The following is a 15657-nucleotide window of genomic DNA, read 5'->3' as shown; positions in this document are numbered from 1 at the left end:
GTCGGAGCTTTGTGCATAAAAAAGAGGATGTATCAATTTTGACACACCCTCTTATTGTTTTCATACGCATCAAAGAGGGCACAACTACATACAATAAAATCGGTTACCAGTCGTTTATATATGTGTTATGCAATGGACAGATAGAATAAGGCAAGTAAAAATAATCCTTGTTGTAGCGGCAATAGCAATAGCAGTTATGTCGCTGGTAGCATCGAATATACTTACGAAAGATTTGGCTCGGCAGGAACGCACCAAGATGGAAGTGTGGGCAGAAGCTATGCGCGCACTAAGTCAAGCCGATGAAAACACCGACCTTGCATTGGTTTTAAAGGTGCTCAACGAAAACAATACCATCCCCGTTGTAGTACTTGACAGCGATGAAAACGTTACGGACTTCCGCAATGTTACCATCAATGCAAAGAACTATAAGGATAGCTTGCAATATGTATCAACCATGGCAAAACTTCTAAAAGCTAACAAGCAAAATATAAGAATAAGCCTATCAGGAACCTCAAACGATTATATTGATGTCTGTTATGACGATTCGCTGATGCTGAAACGGCTCGCTTTCTATCCGTACGTACAATTAGGCGTAGTTATGCTATTTGTGGTTGTGGCCATTTTTGCACTCCTCACCTCGAAAAGAGCAGAGCAAAATAAAGTTTGGGTAGGTCTTAGCAAAGAAACGGCCCATCAGTTAGGCACTCCCATTTCTTCTCTTATGGCGTGGACTACCATACTAAAAGAAAACTATCCTGACGATGAATTGCTTCCAGAGATGGACCAAGATGTAAAACGATTGCAACTTATAGCCGACCGTTTCTCAAAGATAGGTTCACTGCCCGAACCAATTCCAGTAAGTCTGAGCGAAGTACTCGACCATGTTATTGACTACATGGACCGCCGCACCTCAAAGACAATCCAACTTAAAAAAGATTTTCCTACAGAAGATATCATTATCCGTCTTAATGCATCGCTATTCGAATGGGTGATAGAAAACCTTTGTAAGAATGCTGTGGATGCCATGGGAGGTGTATCGGGGACAATTACATTACACGTAGAAACTATTGGCGAACGAGTAATAGTAGAGATAAGCGATACAGGAAAAGGCATTAAGAAGAAGGACCTTCGCAATATCTTCCGTCCTGGTTTCACAACAAAAAGCCGTGGCTGGGGCTTAGGTTTAAGTCTTGCTAAACGCATTGTGGAAGAATACCACAATGGTAAAATATTTGTGAAAAGCTCCGAACTTGGCAAAGGAACTACTTTCAGGATAGAACTAAAAGCAAATCAATAGTCAGTACTAAAAGCAGATTTATTTTCCCTGTACTATCTAAAAAGAGTGTCGAAAACACACTTTAATTTTGTAAATATAATTGAGTTAAAAAGTGATAACATCACTTTGACTTTCCAATAGTGCTTATTTTGCATTGCAAAACAGGCACTATTATCGTACAAAACAAGCTCTATTGCAACGCAAAACAACCTACTTCGCAAAACACTGATAACTAAACTGTTATACCACAGATATAACCATTAAAATTCTTTACAATTATATAACACCCCTTTAATCTAAAAATAAGAAATAGGAAGTTATCTTTGTAAAACCTTATAGCGAACTGCTAAAAACATATTTTTTGCTTTTAATTTGCTTAATATCAGAAAAATATTCGTACCTTTGCACACCGATTATGGACTTGGATATCCTTAAAATAGATTTGAAGGGTCTTTCTGACGGCTTAAATAGCTTCGAGTTCGACCTTGACGATACTTACTTTAAGGCAGTTGATGCTCCCGAAGTAAGTCGCGGAAATGTACATGTTTCATTAGAAATAGTACGCACCCAAAACGATTACTTCACACTTGATTTCCACGAAAAAGGAATGGTTATACTGCCGTGCGACCTTTGTTTGGATGATATGGAGCAGCCTATTGAGACGCAACAGCGTCTGGAAGCTAAGTTTGGTAACGCATACTCAGAAGAAGACGACCTTGTTATAGTAGCCGAGAACGAAGGAATACTCGACGTTTCATGGTTTGTCTACGAATTTATAGTTCTTGCTCTGCCTATCAAGCATGTACATGCACCTGGAAAATGTAACCCCGCTATGATAAGAGCTCTTGAGGAACACTCTGCCGCCCGAAGCGGTTCGGAAGACGAGAAACCTATGGATTCGCGCTGGGAAGCCCTATTAAAATTGAAAAAATAAAAAAATATTAAACGTTTAAAGAATTATGGCACATCCTAAAAGAAGACAGTCAAAGACTCGTACACTCAAGAGAAGAACTCACGATAAAGCAGTAGCTCCAACATTGGCAGTATGCCCTAATTGCAGCGCTTACTACATTTATCACACAGTTTGCCCAACTTGTGGCTACTATCGTGGTAAAATTGCTATCGTAAAAGAAACTGTGGAGTAATACGCAAATGGAGAAATTAAATGCCATTATCACTGGTATAGGTGGCTATGTGCCTGATTATGTCCTCACTAACGAGGAATTATCACGCATGGTCGATACCACTGATGAATGGATTATGGAGCGCGTGGGCATCAAGGAACGCCGAATCTTAACAGAAGAGGGGCTTGGTACAAGCTATTTGGCTCGCAAGGCTGCAAAGCAACTCTTGGAGAAAACAGGAGCTGACCCAGATAGTATTGATGCTCTTATCCTTACTACAACCACTCCAGACTACAAATTCCCATCAACTGCTTCTATCGTTATAGGCAAGTTAGGCTTGAAGAATGCCTTTGGCTTTGACTTCTCTGCTGCTTGCTGCGGATTTCTTTATTCGCTCGATGTAGCCTCAACAATGATACAAAGCGGACGCTATAAACGCATTATTGTTATAGCAGCCGACAAGATGTCATCAATTGTAGACTACACAGACCGCCAAACATGCGTGTTATTCGGCGATGGCGCGGGTGCAGTTCTTGTAGAAGCTACCACTGAAGAGGGTATTGGTGTACAGGATTCGTTCCTGCGCACTGATGGCAAAGGCTTGCCATTCCTTCACATGAAAGGTGGCGGCTCAGTTTGTCCTCCATCACAATTTACAGTAGACCGTCGTTTACACTACCTTTATCAAGAAGGACGAACGGTATTCAAGTATGCTGTAACAAGTATGAGTAACGATGTTAAGGAAATACTGAAGCGCAATAATCTTACTGGAGACGATGTTAAATGGGTAGTCCCACATGAGGCTAACCTAAGAATCATTGAGGCTGTAGCAAAACGTGCTAACCTCCCAATAGAGAAAGTGGTAATAAACATTCAGCGCTATGGAAATACCAGTGCTGCAACTATTCCACTTGCACTTTGGGACGAGGAAGCTAAATTTAAGAAAGGCGACAACTTTATATTCACTGCCTTTGGTGCAGGCTTTGTTCATGGCGCATCTTATTATAAGTGGGCTTACGACGGAGCTTCTGCAGTGGCAAAGAAATAAGTTTGAATTCGTATAAATAAAGATTAACGCATCTTTCTTTGCAATAAAGATAGATGCGTTTTTTATTAAAGATATGCATAAAGCTGGATTTGTAAATATAGTAGGTAACCCCAATGTGGGTAAAAGTACGCTGATGAATCAACTCGTTGGCGAAAAGATTAGTATTGCAACGTTCAAAGCACAAACTACTCGCCATCGTATCATGGGCATTGTGAATACGGAAGACATGCAAATTGTGTTCTCCGATACTCCTGGTGTACTGAAACCAAGCTATAAAATGCAGGAGATGATGCTGCATTTTTCGGAATCAGCCCTTGCCGATGCCGACATCTTACTCTACGTTACAGATGTTATTGAGAAACCTGAGAAGAATTCAGACTTCTTGGAGAAGGTGGCAAAAATGCAAATTCCAGTTATATTGCTCATCAATAAGATTGACGAAAGCGACCAAAAGACGCTTGTTGGTCTTGTTGAAAAGTGGCACGGACTTCTGCCTAAGGCTGAAATTTTGCCTATTTCGGCAACGAATAAGTTTGGCACTGATGCACTGATGAAGCGCATTAAAGAGTTGTTGCCAGAGAGTCCTGCTTATTTTGATAAAGACCAGCTTACTGATAAACCTGCAAAGTTCTTTGTAACTGAGATTATTCGAGAGAAGATTCTTCGTTATTACGACAAGGAAGTGCCCTACTCTGTTGAGGTTGTTGTGGAGCGTTTTAAGGAAGATGATAAGAAAATACACATCAATGCTGTCATTTATGTAGAACGCGACAGCCAAAAAGGTATTATTATTGGGCACCAAGGACAGGCATTAAAGAAGGTTTCTACGGAGGCGCGCAAGAGTCTTGAGAAGTTCTTTGATAAGAAAATATACTTGGAGACATTTGTTAAGGTGGATAAGGACTGGCGTAATTCGCAGAAAGAGTTGGGCAATTTCGGCTACAATCCCGAATAAAAAGCCAAGCTGTTTCATTATTTTACCAACACAAAGTTGAATTATTTGAGTTATATCCTCAAATAAAGTACGTAGTTGTTTCGTTACTAGTTCAACATCGTGTTGAGAAAATCCTGTAGAAGGAAGAAAAGCTAAACAAAGCAACAAACAACGCCCTGACTGTATGTAGGGCGAACTCTCGCATAGTGCGAGGGCTGGAGACGTGGTCATCTTCGGCAAATATTCATAAGGTGCAGACCTCACCTTGCCCCCTTGAGATGTTTCTCAGCGTGGGAAAGACCATCAATAAATGGCAAATTTAGTAGCAATCGTAGGCCGCCCGAACGTGGGTAAGTCTACACTTTTCAACAGATTAACGCAAAGCCGTCGTGCCATTGTAAGCGATACGGCAGGTACAACACGCGACCGTCAGTACGGAAAATGTCAATGGAACGGACGCGAATTCTCAGTTGTCGACACTGGCGGTTGGGTTGTAAAATCAGACGATATTTTCGAAGATGCTATCCGCAAGCAAGTATTAGTGGCTACGGAAGAGGCTGATTTTGTGCTTTTCGTTGTTGATAACGAAACAGGAGTTACTGATTGGGACGAAGATGTAGCGCAGATTCTACGCCGCACTAAGCTTCCTGTTATTCTTGTTGCCAATAAGGTTGACAACAGTGGCGAATACTATATGTCGGCAGACTTTTATCGTTTAGGTCTTGGCGACCCTATTTGTATCAGTGCACAGACGGGTGGCGGAACGGGCGATTTGCTCGATTTACTTCTCGAACGCATGAAAGATGTTCCTGACGAAGAGCTTGAAGAGGAGATTCCTCGTTTTGCGGTTGTTGGTCGTCCTAATGCTGGAAAGTCGAGCCTCATCAATGCTTTCATTGGCGAAGACCGCAACATTGTTACAGAAATTGCTGGTACAACGCGCGACAGTATTTACACACGCTACAACAAGTTTGGTTTCGATTTCTATCTTGTTGATACAGCGGGAATCCGCCGTAAGAATAAGGTTACTGAAGACCTTGAGTTCTACTCTGTTATGCGTTCAATCCGCAGTATTGAGAACTCAGATGTGTGTATTTTGATGATTGATGCTACGCGTGGAATTGAGGCGCAGGACATGAATATCTTCCAGCTGATTCAGCGAAACAATAAGAGTTTGGTGGTGGTTGTAAACAAGTGGGACCTTGTTGAGAACAAAGATCAGAAGGTAATAAAGACGTTCGAGAATGCCATTCGTGAGCGCATGGCTCCGTTTGTTGATTTTCCTATCATCTTTGCATCGGCACTTACAAAGCAACGCATCTTCAAGATTCTTGATGTAGCTAAGCAAGTTTATTTGAACAGAAACATGCACATTGGTACAACCAAGCTCAACGAAGTGTTGCTACCTATCATCGAGGAAACTCCCCCACCATCGGTAAAGGGTAAGTACATCAAGATAAAATATTGTTCGCAGCTGCCGAACACGCAGATTCCGTCGTTTGTATTCTACGCAAACCTACCTCAGTACGTGAAAGAATCTTACCGCCGTTTCTTAGAAAACAAGATACGCGAGCGTTGGGACCTCAACGGCTGCCCTATCAATGTGTTTATACGTCAGAAGTAAACAATAATAAAGGTATGAAACAACTACTTTATGTTTTGCTCTTCGCAGCAGTTCTTCTTCCTTCTTGTAGCAAGGAGAAGAACGTAGACCATGGCGCAATTGCGGCACAAGCTGCAAAGCACTACTACGACAACCTTATTTCGGGCGAACACGAGCTGTTTTTGAAAGGCTTGTATCTGCCCGACTCGCTGCCCCAAAGCTATAAGCGCCAAATGCTTGCTAACTTCAAAGTTTTCATGGAGCAGCAAGATAAAAAGCACAAAGGAATAAAGAAAGTAAGCGTGCATAGTGGCAGATTCCTTGCAAAAGACAGCTCAGCCAATGCTTTCCTCTTATTGCATTACGGCGACAGCACCACCGAGCAAGTGGTTGTTCCGATGCTAAAAAAACACGGTTTATGGTATATGCGCTAAGGCAACCCGCATAAATAGCAACAAAACAACGATGCCGTTTATCCTCGAAATGGATAAGCGGCATTATTGTTTATAAAAACCATTTGAACAATAGAAACCGAACAAGCAACAGAAACCTACCGAGTAAACAGAAAAAAGCTCGCCAGCTATTTGCAAAAAGCTCGCGAGCTTTTTAAAGAAAGCTGGCGAGCTTTTTAAAGAAAGTAATTGAGCAATCAATAAAAAGTTATTGAGCAGTCGGTAAAAAGCTGTTGAGTAATCTAAAAGAAGACACCGAGCAAACCGAAAAAAGCTCCTAAGCTTATCACATTAAGCTTAGGAGCTTTTTCGAAGCATACAACAAGGTAGCTACCGATTGCTACTATTTTATCATATCGTTTTCAACCTTCTTCACCTTCTTGAACAATTCAGAAGCAAACACAAGGTCGTTCAGTTTCTTATTGTTAGACGACATCACCGTTTCCTTATCACCCTTCCATTCCGCTCTTCCGTCAGCAATAAACATAATGTTGTCGCCAATACCCATCACAGAATTCATGTCGTGAGTATTGATAATAGTCGTAATATCAAACTCCTTCGTAATATCCGCCAAAAGCTCGTCAATAAGCAACGACGTCTTAGGGTCCAACCCCGAGTTAGGTTCGTCGCAAAACAAATACTTCGGATTCATCACAATCGCCCGCGCAATCGCCACACGCTTCTGCATACCTCCCGATATTTCACCAGGAAACTTACCCTCAGCACCCGTCAAATTCACACGATCGATACACTTTTGAGCCTGCGCATCACGCTCTTTCGGCGTCATATCCGAAAACATATCAAGCGGAAAACGAACATTTTCAAACACAGTGAGCGAGTCGAACAACGCAGAACCTTGGAAAATCATTCCCATCTCCCTGCGCATCATTATCTTCTCCTTCTTACCCATCGCAACAAAGTTTCGGTCGTCGTACAGCACTTCGCCCTTCGTAGGATTCACCAGTCCAACCAAACATTGCAGCAGAACCGTCTTTCCAGCACCACTCTGACCGATAATAAGATTTATCTTACCACCTTCAAACTTCGTGTTAATATCGCGAAGAACTTCCTTGTCTCCAAACGATTTATATAAGTTTTTAACTTCTATCATTTTGTTTTAAGCCTGTTTAGAAAAAGTGTTGAGTTAGCTTAAAAGCTGAGTTAGGAACACGTCGCTGAACAAAATCAGCACGCTCGAACTTACCACAGCATTCGTAGACGATGTACCCACCTCCACCGAACCGCCTTTCACAGTGTAGCCAAAAAACGACGATACACTCGCAATAATAAAGGCAAAGAAAAGACTCTTCATAATACTCATGTACATAAACCAAGGGTTAAAATCGTGCTGCAAACCCGAAGTCAAATCAACAGGCGTAATAATATGAGCAAAGAAAGCAGTCGCATAAGCGCCCACAATACCCATCGCAGCAGAAAAGATAACCAAGAAAGGCATAATAGTAATGAGTCCCACAATCTTCGGCAAAATCAAGTAACTTGCAGAATTAATACCCATAATCTCTAAGGCATCAATCTGCTGCGTAACACGCATTGTTCCCAACTCCGAAGCAATGTTCGAACCAACCTTTCCAGCAAGTATAAGACACATAATACTCGAAGAAAACTCGAGCAACATAATTTCACGCGTAACGTATCCCGAAACCCAAAGAGGCATCCACGGACTCTGAACGTTCAACTTTATCTGTATGCAAATAACAGCTCCAATAAAGAAAGAAATAAGCAAAACAATGCCAATAGAATCGACACCAAGCTGCGACATCTCCTTTACATACCGTTTAAAAAACATACGAAAACGTTCAGGACGACTGAATGTACGCCCCATCAAGAGCAAGTATCTACCAAAAATTGTAAGCCAGTTAAATATAAGCATGGTTGTTTGTTTATTAAATGCGAATGCAAAAGTAACCAAAATCCGCTAAAAAACTGCAATATAAGCCATTGTTTTAATCAATATCACTGATATTAGCATTTATTTTACTACTTTTGCAACACAGAAACAAAATATCAAATGCTCGACACAGAAAACAAAATCATCGAACCCGAAAGCGATAAAAGCAGCCTTCTTCGCACAGAAGGACTCGTGAAACGATACGGAAAACGTATCGTAGCAAATGGAGTAAGCATAAACGTGCGACAAGGAGAGATTGTAGGATTGTTAGGACCAAATGGTGCTGGCAAAACAACATCGTTCTACATGACAACTGGTTTGGTGGTTCCAAACGAAGGACACGTTTACATCGACGACCTGGAAATAACAAACTTTCCTGTCTACAAACGTGCCAAAACAGGCATTGGCTACCTACCACAGGAAGCAAGCGTATTCCGCAAAATGAGCGTCGAAGACAATATAATGAGCGTCTTAGAAATGACAAAGCTCAGCAAAGAACAACGCATAGAAAAGATGGAAAGCCTTATCAGAGAGTTCCGACTCGAAAAGGTACGCAAAAATCTTGGCGACCGTCTTTCAGGAGGAGAACGACGCAGATGCGAAATAGCACGTTGCTTAGCAATAGACCCAAAGTTTATTATGCTCGACGAACCATTTGCAGGAGTCGACCCAATTGCGGTAGAAGACATTCAACACATTGTTTGGCGATTGAAATTCCGCAACATCGGCATTCTCATTACCGACCACAACGTGCACGAAACACTAAATATTACCGACCGCGCTTACTTACTCTTCGAAGGACAAATACTATTTAAAGGTACGCCCGAAGAATTAGCTGCTAACAAAATCGTGAAAGAAAAGTATCTCGGAACAGACTTCGTTCTACAAAAGAAAGACTTCCAAGTTTTGGACGAACGTAAGCGAGCAAAAGAAGAAGCAGAAGAAGAACACAACAATAATGAAAGTGTAAACCTTTCTATATAGTGCAATAAAAATAAAGATGAAGGTGTAACACCTTTTTTATATTAAGGGAATAAAAACATCTTATTCAACCTTAAACACCCTAAAGATAACAAATCAACAACAATAAAAAATACATGGCAACAGTAGACGACAAGAAGATTATCTTCTCAATGGTGGGAGTTTCAAAGATTATCCCACAAAACCAAAAACAAATTCTGAAGAACATTTACCTCTCGTTCTTCTATGGTGCCAAGATAGGTATCATCGGTTTGAATGGTGCTGGTAAGTCCACATTAATGAAGATTATTGCGGGCATTGAGCAACCAACATCTGGCGAAGTTGTATTCAGCCCAGGCTATTCTGTTGGCTACCTTCCACAGGACCCACCACTCAACGAAGAGAAAACTGTTAAGGAAAACGTACAAGAAGGTGTGCAGCATGTTTACGATGCACTCCGCGAATACGACGAAATCAATGTAAAATTCGGTTTGGAAGAATATTATGGCGACCCAGACAAGATGGATAAACTGATGAAACGCCAAGCCGAAGTGCAGGATATTATAGATTCTACCGATGCTTGGAACATGGATTCAAAGCTCGAACGTGCAATGGCTGCCTTGCGTTGTCCAGCTGGCGACCTTCCTGTTACTCATCTTTCTGGTGGTGAACGCCGCCGTGTAGCACTTTGCCGCTTATTGCTTCAAAAGCCTGACGTATTATTGCTCGACGAACCTACCAACCACTTGGACGCTGAAAGCATCGACTGGTTGGAGCAACATTTGCAACAATACGAAGGAACAGTTATTGCCGTTACTCACGACCGTTACTTCCTCGACGATGTAAGCGAATGGATTCTTGAGCTTGATCGTGGAGAAGGTATTCCATGGAAGGGTAACTACTCTTCTTGGCTCGACCAGAAAACAAAGCGTATGGAGCAAGAAGAAAAGACAGCTTCTAAGCGTAGAAAGACGCTCGAACGTGAGTTGGAATGGGTTCGCCTTGCACCAAAAGCTCGCCAAGCAAAAGGTAAGGCTCGCCTAAATTCATACGAACAAATGCTTAATCAGGAGCAAAAAGATCGCGAAGAAAAGCTCGAAATCTTTATTCCTAATGGTCCAAGATTGGGTAATAAGGTTATCGAAGCACAACACGTGCAGAAGGCTTTCGGCGAGAAAGTTCTTTTCAACGACCTCAACTTCATGCTTCCTCCTAACGGCATTGTGGGCGTGATTGGTCCGAATGGTGCTGGTAAAACCACTCTTTTCCGCCTTATCATGGGCTTGGAGACTCCAGACAATGGTAATTTCGAGGTAGGCGAAACCGTAAAACTTGCTTACGTAGACCAGCAACATAAGGATATAGATCCTAATAAATCGGTTTACGACGTTATTGCACAAGGCAACGAAAACATAAGAATGGGTGGACGCGATGTCAATGCACGTGCCTATATCTCTCGTTTCAACTTCTCAGGAACCGACCAAAGTAAACTTTGCGGAGTTCTTTCTGGTGGTGAACGCAACCGTTTGCAGCTGGCTTTGGCATTGAAACAAGAAGGAAACGTACTTTTACTCGACGAACCTACTAACGATATTGACGTAAATACATTGCGTGCATTGGAAGAAGGTTTGGAAGCTTTTGCAGGTTGCGCTGTTGTTATTAGCCACGACCGTTGGTTCTTAGACCGTATCTGTACGCACATCCTTGCTTTCGAAGGCAATGGCGAAGTATTCTTCTTTGAAGGAACTTACTCTGAATACGAAATAAACAAGGCACGCCGCCTTGGCAACGAAGATATTAAAAAAGGTCGTTATCGTAAGTTGATGGAAGACTAATCGGCTTTCTTAGCAGACAAAACAAATCAAGCAAGGAGGGCAAACACCATATCATAGGTGTTTGCCCTCCTGTTTTTGTATCTACTAACCATCATACTGCTGCGAGTATTTCCACATACGGTGGTTTCATACCTTTTCAACATTTAGCAAACCTCATCTACTATAATGCACATATAAACCTTATTACACTAATAATAATTCATCGTCTTTTCATCTTGTGCTTTTCGCGCCATTTCGTTAATTCCTTCAAAAAAACGATATGATTGCAATATACAAGTTTCAAGAATATCTATATCTATTAATGGTATATGTAATTTAACTCCTTTGAATTTTTCATTGAGATACTCATTATATCTAAACAACGTTCCTTCCTTATCTACTTCTTGTATTGCGTAGATAATCTTCTCTACACACTTAACCTCATCATCAACTATATCAAAATACTTTTTTAACCCATTCCATAATTTTGATAGGTCATGACCGCCTACTTTTACTTCATCTTTACTCGCTTTCCTTCGCATATCTCTAAATCTCAAAAGAGAATCTTTCATTGTTAATTCAAGAAACTGCCTAAAACAGAACATTATAGGCTTAATATAGCTATCTCTTACAAAGTTATTATCTGAAGATTTCACAATTCTAAGCATTATTAAAGATGCACTTGCATATCCATTTTGCATTAGAACATCATCTATTACAAATAGAGGGGTATTTGAGCCTTCTTGCTCTTCTGATTTAATAAATATTTGTTCTCCCATATTTAAAGGATGAACAAACAGAGTCTCTTCGTCTATATCGCTTTTTGATAATATAAGAAATTCTTTTTCCAACTGTCGTTTTACTGCCCTTTTATAGCTTTTCTTTAACCGCTGCCCAGAAAACCTACCTCTTAATTTTCTTTTCTTCATATAAATCAATCTACTTTAAATTTCTTCTTTCAAAGTCACATTCAACAAAGGAGATAATATTTTTCTTCTATCCTCCTTATCTTATATCTATCATTAAACAATATATAAAGAACAAAACGTCAAGTAAACGCCTTCCATATATAGTTCCGTTACCAATCATGTACAAGGGTACGGATATTGGTGCGGAAACAAATGCAAAAATAGATATAAAATCTTAACAAGACAAACGGAAAGGAAAATACTTGCAAAAAAGTATCATAAGTTTAGAATGATACAAATATAAGGGAAGAAATGGAAAGAGTACGGAGCTGATGTTATTTTCCCTGCTTGTTTTGAGAAAACGTCCATAATATGAAAAACTCCACCGAAAGAAATGATATTCTCGTTTTTAATTGCTACCTTTGTCATGTCAGATTTTGTCTATTTTTTGTTTGCAGCACCAAGATAGGTAAAATTTCTGACATATTCAAGTGTTTTGAGAACTTTGTTTCTCAGACACTTGGAGTTCTTAAAAGATTTTATGCTGCGGAATTAAGGCATTAAACAAAAAGCATATTATCAGAACGTAATCAGCTGAGGTTTATGGCATAGTCTATAACCATCATCAAGAGAAGAACCATTTGAAAACACAATATCTTCGTATTTTTCTATTCCGTAAGCATCATGAGCATGACCAAACAAATGATATTTAGGCTTAGTTTTCATCACTCTTTTACAAAGAGGAGCATTTCCCCAATGTGTGTTGTTACTTTCATCCAATATCATTACAGGAGGCTCATGAGTCACAAGAACGTCTATGCCATCGGGTATCAAACTCTCAGGATGATTATAACCTAAGCCAAAGAACCATACACCATTAATCTCACAACCTCGGTCTTGAAGAAAATGGACATTATCTGGCAGCTCTTCTATTCCATCAGCCTCCCATAAGCAAAGGTCGTGATTACCAACAACAAACAACTTATGCGGATAAGATAGAGATATAAACCAATTCAAGAAGTCCAGTACTTCCTCTTCCGTACCCATATCAGTAAAGTCACCGCAATGAACAATGACATCAGCCATAGGCAGATTTGTCAGCAACTGATGTCTATTGTGTGTATCGGAGATTTGAAGGATTGTCATTATCGTTTCTTTGTCTTTATTGTATTATGGAATCAAAATAAACTGTGGTGCAACAATACTCTTACAACGTTGCGCCAGCCTCCTTATGAATACAGATAACCTCCTTTGGGCGAACCGTTTCTATAACTTTCCTTATCGTAGCTTTATCCGCATGTCCTGATGTATGGATATCCACAACGTTATAGAACATTTCACGAAACTCCTTATACTTTGAATTTGCTTTTATCTGCTCCGCATTCTTATAGTATCCATCCCAGGTTGAATATATGAGCAGCGTTTCCTCTTGTGGGAGCCTATCAAGCAGTTTCTTCACCCTATCAACCTGTGATGTCCCTACAACCATCGTAAATCCTCTGTGTTTCAGCTTTCCATAGAGCTTATCGGTATAAAACAGAGGTGCAAAGGAGAACAAGCCACGTGATAGGCTGGACTCCCTCTCTGTAAAGAATTCCATCGTCCTTTTCATAAACAAGGACAAGATGCATAAAGGTTTCTTTGCATTCTCTGCTGCCACCTTGATACTTGCCAATCGTTCTATATCCGTAGCCGAAGCGAGTACAAAGACATATTTGAAGGCTTGCATTACACTTGCCATCTTCCTTGACACTTCACATTCATGGATACATTTGTCTTTCCGCCCAAGCATCGTACCTTCTGTAATCAGCACATCGATATTAGTAGCATATCTTCTCAGCATGGGGAAAAGACCTTTGCTCATATAGCCATGCAGTCGATAATCGCCAGTATGCCAAATACGTTTCCCATCAGCCTCAACGAGAAACATGTGAGCATCATAAATGCTATGGCAGGTGAAGAAAGGTGTAACCCTAATGTCACCTATCGTTATGGGGCTGGGACTCTCTTTGAGAGCTGTACGTTTCCAAGTTTTAAAAGCCTTCAACTTATCTATAAGACCCTTTGTTGTACGATAGTTCTCTTCCAGAAGTTCTTCTTTCTCCTTACTGGGCTCCTGTAGCTGATGGCACTCATCTATTGCCATTTCGTTTCCCTCAAGAAGTGTCCTATATTTAATAAGCAAAAGTTCTTTACTTCCTTCGCCAATATACTGTTCAAGTGGGATATAACGGAACAGTCCAACATGGTCTTCGTGAGCATGCGTATAGTAAACCGCCTGATGTTCTTTCTCATTATTCCTAATAATATCAGCAACCATAAGGGCATCTTCTTCAAGTGTAGCAGCCTTCCCATTGCTCGGCAGATTCTGCCCAAAGTCTATGAATACTCTGGAAGAATCTGTCCATATTTCGGTTATACAGCCTCCTATCTGATCAAGTCCTCTATGTATTTTTATCTCCATCACACTTTCAAAGTAATTAGTGCATTATGCCAAACAACCAGAGGTTCTACCATATTCTGCTCTCTTGCTTCATCTTTTGCATTCTTTTCTTGCACTTTCAAAGCGTTCTTTTCCTCATTTCCTCGATATACAAGAATGAGCATCATACGAGGCTTACCAGACAGGTTAAGCCCTGTATGATTCCCTTCAAACAATCCCAAATCTGACTTCTGACGGATGATACTTTCCACATCATCCCGCAGAGCTGCACGAGCCTTAGCGTTATTAATAAATTCTTTCGTCTTTTTAACATGGGCTATTATTCCGGACTTGCCTCCTGTCGCTCCCATTCCCACCTTTAGTTCACCAAGATAGATATCATTCTCCCCCATGTCATTTTTCTTCGTATCAACCACAATAAGGTCAATTCTCGTCTTGATTATTCTTTCCTCTTTCTTGATATCCGACTGTGGAAGTTGCCATTCCATATCCACAACAACAAATCTATTGTTAAAACTACGGTTTCCCGAAGCAATATTCTGCTGAACTTCAAATTCCAGACCTGCCTTGTAAGAACCTATCAGCTGTTTAGCCTCTTTAAAGTATTTTCTTAATTGATCTGTACGTCTTAGCGTTTCCATCAAATCATCATTCTCAAATAAGACAGATGGTGGCGTAGCGTTCTTATAATACTTTTCAGATAAGACCTCTATTGAAGGCTTACCTTTACAGAAACGTATCGTCATAATCTTATCCTTATGATAATATATCATAACTTCACTCTTTACTCTGATTTCAAAGGAAAGCTCTGGGTCTTCCTTGATGACATTGAATAATTTATGCAGACAGCCTCCTTCCTTATAGGCTTGTAAATGCTCGTCCGTAATAGCTCTCATACTTCCTTTTTTGTTAAATGCATATATTCCTTTTTCTTCGATTGTAGTAATGTGTGTACGTTGTCAAACAAAAGTGAACAACTGCAAATGTAGTTATTTACTCTGATATTTCCTTGTTTTATTATCAAAAATTCTTTTGTTGATTGAATTTTGCTTTATTATTTCAAATATATAATATTTACAGCGGTTTCTTTTTTATTTTATCTGTTTTATCACTCCAAATTCCTGAAGAACCGCAATTGAGAAGGCAGGAGTTACATTCCAGAATCCTCCTTGTCTGTTATCAGATA

15 protein-coding genes are annotated in these 15657 nt (G+C 40.3%); 9 read left to right on the top strand and 6 right to left on the bottom strand.

Annotation, left to right across the window (positions count from 1 at the left end; translation table 11 throughout):
* The first annotated feature begins 127 nt into the window (after positions 1-127).
* The 7 genes from HXN26_RS09200 (at position 128) to HXN26_RS09170 (ending at position 6419) form a co-directional block, all read left to right on the top strand.
* Positions 128-1297 (top strand): sensor histidine kinase, encoded by a 1170-nt coding sequence (locus tag HXN26_RS09200; RefSeq protein WP_273160834.1) that lies wholly within the window; start codon positions 128-130, stop codon positions 1295-1297.
* Positions 1298-1691: 394 nt separating this feature from the next.
* Entirely contained in the window at positions 1692-2210 is a 519-nt protein-coding gene (locus HXN26_RS09195; protein WP_273160832.1) for a YceD family protein, read from the top strand.
* Positions 2211-2235: 25 nt separating this feature from the next.
* Positions 2236-2421: a 50S ribosomal protein L32 gene (rpmF, locus tag HXN26_RS09190; RefSeq protein WP_084472142.1), complete on the top strand. Its 186-nt coding sequence runs from the start codon at positions 2236-2238 to the stop codon at positions 2419-2421.
* Positions 2422-2428: 7 nt separating this feature from the next.
* A complete protein-coding gene (locus tag HXN26_RS09185) occupies positions 2429-3448 on the top strand; it encodes a beta-ketoacyl-ACP synthase III (RefSeq protein ID WP_025000022.1) in 1020 nt (339 codons plus the stop codon).
* A 73-nt stretch (positions 3449-3521) separates the two neighbouring features.
* On the top strand, positions 3522-4403 hold the full coding sequence (era, locus tag HXN26_RS09180; protein WP_273160828.1) for a GTPase Era: 882 nt from the start codon (positions 3522-3524) through the stop codon (positions 4401-4403).
* 289 nt (positions 4404-4692) lie between these two features.
* Positions 4693-6006: a ribosome biogenesis GTPase Der gene (gene der / locus HXN26_RS09175; RefSeq protein WP_273160826.1), complete on the top strand. Its 1314-nt coding sequence runs from the start codon at positions 4693-4695 to the stop codon at positions 6004-6006.
* 14 nt (positions 6007-6020) lie between these two features.
* Positions 6021-6419: a hypothetical protein gene (locus tag HXN26_RS09170; protein WP_273160825.1), complete on the top strand. Its 399-nt coding sequence runs from the start codon at positions 6021-6023 to the stop codon at positions 6417-6419.
* Positions 6420-6780: 361 nt separating this feature from the next.
* Here the strand turns inward: HXN26_RS09170 and HXN26_RS09165 are convergent, their stop codons facing one another.
* Together HXN26_RS09165 and HXN26_RS09160 are read right to left on the bottom strand one after the other, a co-directional pair.
* A complete protein-coding gene (locus HXN26_RS09165) occupies positions 6781-7548 on the bottom strand; it encodes an ABC transporter ATP-binding protein (RefSeq protein ID WP_273160823.1) in 768 nt (255 codons plus the stop codon).
* Between the two features lie 33 nt (positions 7549-7581).
* Positions 7582-8328, bottom strand: a complete 747-nt coding sequence (locus HXN26_RS09160; RefSeq protein WP_025000017.1) for an MlaE family ABC transporter permease — start codon at positions 8326-8328, stop codon at positions 7582-7584.
* Positions 8329-8466: 138 nt separating this feature from the next.
* Between HXN26_RS09160 and lptB the strand changes: the two genes are divergently transcribed.
* Both lptB and ettA read left to right on the top strand, forming a co-directional pair.
* The gene (lptB, locus tag HXN26_RS09155; protein WP_273160820.1) at positions 8467-9330 is read left to right on the top strand and encodes an LPS export ABC transporter ATP-binding protein; all 864 of its coding nucleotides are present in this window, start codon (positions 8467-8469) and stop codon (positions 9328-9330) included.
* Between the two features lie 113 nt (positions 9331-9443).
* The gene (gene ettA / locus HXN26_RS09150) at positions 9444-11141 is read left to right on the top strand and encodes an energy-dependent translational throttle protein EttA (RefSeq protein ID WP_273160818.1); all 1698 of its coding nucleotides are present in this window, start codon (positions 9444-9446) and stop codon (positions 11139-11141) included.
* A gap of 188 nt (positions 11142-11329) precedes the next feature.
* On the opposite strand, the gene HXN26_RS09145 is transcribed toward ettA, so the two are convergent.
* From HXN26_RS09145 to HXN26_RS09130, 4 genes are all read right to left on the bottom strand, one after another.
* A complete protein-coding gene (locus tag HXN26_RS09145) occupies positions 11330-12049 on the bottom strand; it encodes a hypothetical protein (RefSeq protein WP_273160816.1) in 720 nt (239 codons plus the stop codon).
* Between the two features lie 558 nt (positions 12050-12607).
* Positions 12608-13174: a metallophosphatase domain-containing protein gene (locus tag HXN26_RS09140; protein WP_273160815.1), complete on the bottom strand. Its 567-nt coding sequence runs from the start codon at positions 13172-13174 to the stop codon at positions 12608-12610.
* Between the two features lie 61 nt (positions 13175-13235).
* Positions 13236-14492, bottom strand: coding sequence for an MBL fold metallo-hydrolase RNA specificity domain-containing protein (locus tag HXN26_RS09135; RefSeq protein ID WP_273160814.1), 1257 nt, complete (start codon positions 14490-14492; stop codon positions 13236-13238).
* Positions 14492-15367 (bottom strand): hypothetical protein, encoded by an 876-nt coding sequence (locus tag HXN26_RS09130; RefSeq protein WP_273160813.1) that lies wholly within the window; start codon positions 15365-15367, stop codon positions 14492-14494. Before HXN26_RS09130 ends, HXN26_RS09135 begins: the two co-directional genes overlap by 1 nt.
* Between the last annotated feature and the right edge of the window lie 290 nt (positions 15368-15657).

The sequence above is a fragment of the Prevotella aurantiaca genome (assembly GCF_015262605.1).
GTDB lineage: Bacteria > Bacteroidota > Bacteroidia > Bacteroidales > Bacteroidaceae > Prevotella > Prevotella aurantiaca.
Note: the sequence above shows the minus strand (reverse complement) of the source record. Positions and strands in the feature narration are given on the sequence as shown.